General features: G+C 73.7%; 3 protein-coding genes. All 3 read right to left on the bottom strand.

Annotated elements, in window-relative coordinates:
• The coding region (locus AB0K37_RS40945) for a biotin/lipoyl-containing protein (protein WP_363991294.1) at positions 1 to 400 on the bottom strand (400 nt) is incomplete at its 3' end.
• 36 nt (positions 401 to 436) lie between these two features.
• The gene (gene lpdA / locus AB0K37_RS40940; RefSeq protein ID WP_363991292.1) at positions 437 to 1,828 is read right to left on the bottom strand and encodes a dihydrolipoyl dehydrogenase; all 1,392 of its coding nucleotides are present in this window, start codon (positions 1,826 to 1,828) and stop codon (positions 437 to 439) included.
• A gap of 152 nt (positions 1,829 to 1,980) precedes the next feature.
• Positions 1,981 to 3,513, bottom strand: coding sequence for a leucyl aminopeptidase (locus AB0K37_RS40935; RefSeq protein WP_363991297.1), 1,533 nt, complete (start codon positions 3,511 to 3,513; stop codon positions 1,981 to 1,983).
• Positions 3,514 to 3,674: the final 161 nt, after the last annotated feature.

Raw genomic sequence — 3,674 nt, 5'->3', positions numbered from 1 at the left:
GCTGCTGCTGCGCCGGCGGCGGCCAGGCGGCGGGCGGGGGAGCCTGCTGGGCCTGGGGCTGCTGCGCCTGCTGCGGGGCCTCCTGCTGCTGCGGGGCCTCCTGCTGGGGCTCCGCCTGCTGCTCCTCGGCGGCCGGGGCGCCGCCGCCGGACGGCGCCTCGCCCTCGTCGCCGATGACGGCCAGCTCGGCGCCGACCTCGACGGTCTCGTCCTCGGCGACGGTGATGCTGGTGAGGATGCCCGAGGCGGGGGAGGGGATCTCGGTGTCGACCTTGTCGGTGGACACCTCCAGGAGCGGCTCGTCGGTCTCGACGCGCTCGCCCTCCTTCTTGAGCCAGCGGGTGACGGTGCCCTCGGTGACGCTCTCGCCGAGCTGGGGCATGGTGACGGAGACCGGCATGGTCCAGCGACTCCTTCGGAATACTTGTGCGGCTTCTCAGCCGTGCACGTGCAGTGGTTTGCCGGCGAGGGCGAGATGCGCCTCGCCGACCGCCTCGGACTGGGTCGGGTGGGGGTGGATCAGCTGGGCGACCTCGCCGGGCAGGGCCTCCCAGTTGTAGATGAGCTGCCCCTCCGCGATGAGCTCGCCGACGCGTGCGCCGACCATGTGGAGGCCGAGGACGGGGCCGTCCACGGCCGCGATCACCTTGACCTCGCCCTGCGTCCCCAGGATCTTGCTCTTGGGGTTGCCGGCCAGGTCGTAGGTGACCTCCTTGATCTCGTACCCGCGTTCACGGGCCACGGCGGACGTGATGCCGACCGAGGCCACCTCGGGGTCGGAGTAGGTGATGCGAGGGACGCCGTCGTAGTCGATCGGCGGCGGGGTGAGCCCGCTCAGCCGCTCGGCGACGAGGATGCCCTCGGCGAAGCCGACGTGGGCCAGCTGCGGGGTCGGGATCAGGTCGCCGACCGCGGAGATCGTGGGGACGCTCGTCCGGCAGTACTCGTCGACCTTGACGAACCCGCGCTCGGTCTCGACGCCGGCCTCGGCCAGGCCGATGCCGTCGGAGACCGGTCCGCGGCCCACCGCCACGAGCAGCAGCTCGGCGTCGATGGTCTTGCCGTCTTCGAGGGTGACGGAGATGCCGCCCTGCGTCGTCTTGGCGCTCTGGAACCGGGTGCCGAGCTCGAACCTGATGCCGCGCTTGCGGAAGGCGCGCTCCAGCCGCTTGGAGCTGGACTCCTCCTCCAGTGGGAGCAGGTGCGGCAGTGCCTCGACGATCGTGACGTCGGCGCCGAACGAGCGCCACACGCTGGCGAACTCGACGCCGATGACGCCGCCGCCGAGGATCACGACCGAGCCGGGGACGTGCTCCAGCCGCAGCGCGTGGTCGCTGGAGATGACGCGCTCGCCGTCGATCTCCAGGCCGGGCAGCGACTTCGGCGCCGACCCCGTGCCGAGCACGATGTGCCCGCCCTCGATGCGGCGGGTGCCCTCGGCGGTCTCGACCTCGACCGCGGTGGGGCCGGCCAGCCGCCCGGTGCCGTGCACGACCTCGATGCCCCGGGACTTGATCAGCCCGGTGAGGCCCTTGACGGTCGTCGAGACGACCTTGTCCTTGTAGGCGTTCACCCCGGCGACGTCGATGCCCTCGAAGGTGGCCTTCACGCCGAACTTCGCCGCCTCGCGGGACTGGTCCGCCACCTCGGCCGCGTGCAGCAGCGCCTTGGTGGGGATGCAGCCGCGGTTGAGGCACGTTCCGCCGAGCGACTCGTCCCGCTCGATGAGCGCGACCGACTTGCCGAGCTCGGCGGCGCGCAACGCGCACGCGTACCCGCCGCTGCCGGCACCCAGGACGACGATGTCGAAGGGGCCGTTGTTGGCCACTGGACGCTCCCTTTCCCGGTTGTGGCGCCGCGTGGATCGCGGCGTCCTGGGCGGGGCGCACCGGCAGCCCGGGCCCCCACGCCACAAGAAAACCTATTCTGTTCTCCGCCCGCTCACAGCGGGCGGGACCCCCGCGGAATTCCCGTGGCCCCCTACAGGACGCCCGCGGCGACGTCCTCGGCGATCTGGACCAGTGTGCGCGCCGCGGCGCCGGTGCCGCCCTTGGGCGTGTAACCGTACGGCTCGCCCTTGTGGAAGGCGGGGCCCGCGATGTCCAGGTGCGCCCACTTGACGCCGTCCGGCACGAACTCCTTGAGGAACGTCCCGGCGACCAGCATGCCGCCCCAGCGCTCGCCGCTGATGTTGGCGATGTCGGCGACCGCCGAGTCGAGGCCCTTGCGCAGCTCCGGGGGCAGGGGCATGCCCCAGGAAGCCTCGCCCGCGCGCTCGGCGGCCGCGACCACCTTCTCGCGCACGCCGTCGTCGTTGGCCATGACGCCGAAGGTGCGGGTGCCGAGGGCGACGAGCTGCGCGCCGGTCAGGGTGGCGACGTCCACGATGAGGTCGGGGGAGTCCTCGCCGGCGCGGACGAGGGCGTCGGCCATGACGAGCCGGCCCTCGGCGTCGGTGTTGAGGACCTCCACCGTCTTGCCGCCGTAGATGCGCAGCACGTCGGACGGGCGCTGCGCGGTGCCGCTCGGCATGTTCTCGGCGAGGGCGAGGTAGCCGACGACGTTGACCGCGGGGCGCAGCTCGGCGATGGCGGCGAGCGCGCCGAGCACGGCGGCCGCGCCGCCCATGTCGGACTTCATCCAGTCCATCGCGTCGGTCGGCTTGAGGGACAGGCCGCCGGAGTCGAACGTGATGCCCTTGCCGACGAGGGCGAGCGTCCTGGACGCCTCCGGGTGGGTGTAGGCGAGCCGGACGAGCCGCGGCGGGTTCACCGACCCCTGCCCGACGCCGGCGATGCCGCCGTACCCGCCCTCGACGAGGGCCTTCTCGTCCAGCACCTCGATGGCGAGGCCGGTCTCGCCGGCGACCCGCTCGGCCTCGCCGGCGAAGTCCTCGGGGGACAGGTGGGACGGCGGGGTGTTCACCAGGTCGCGGACGAGCCGGACCGACGCGGCGAGGGTGCGGGCGCGCCCGAGGGCGGCCTCCTCGGACGCGGGCGCGACCAGGCGGATCTCCTCGACGGGGCTCTTGTGGCCGTCGCCGGTGCGGAAGGTGTCGAAGGAGTAGGCGCCGAGCAGCGCGCCCAGCGCGACGGCCTCGACGCCCTCGGCGCCGGAGGCGGGGAGCGCGACCGCGACCCGGGCGGTGCCCGCGAGGGAGCGGACGGCGGCGCCGGCGGCGCGGCGCAGGTCCTCGGCGGACGGGTCCTCGCCGAGCCCGGCGGCCACGATGACCTTGGCGGGGACGGCGCCGAGCGAGGGCAGCCTGGTCACCTCGCCGGCCTTGCCGGTGGCGCCGAGCGCGCCCAGCGCGTCCGCGAGCCTGCCGTCCATCGCGCGGTCGAGGGCTTGCGCGCCGTCGGCCGGCGCGGCCCCCGCCGCGGCGGGGGCGACGCCGATCACGATCGCGTCGACGTCGAGGCCGGCCAGGTCTGCGCTGTCAAGGCTGATGCTCGTCACGTAGCCCGATGTTAGTCCTCCTGGTGACCGGTTTCGCCCTTTTGGATCAAGCATTGCCCTCCCGGGGGGCCGCCGCGCGCTCAGGGCAGCGCCGCGAGGGCGACCAGCGCGGCCGTCGCGGTTCACGACCAGGATCGCCGGCGCGACGATCCCGACGGTGCCGCGGAAGTCGGGCTCCAGCGCCAGCGCCAGAATGATCGCGGTGATCCCGTTCT

Source organism: Actinomadura sp. NPDC049753, from assembly GCF_040674655.1.
Lineage (GTDB): Bacteria > Actinomycetota > Actinomycetes > Streptosporangiales > Streptosporangiaceae > Spirillospora > Spirillospora verrucosospora.
This window is presented reverse-complemented; position numbering and strand designations above follow the sequence as displayed.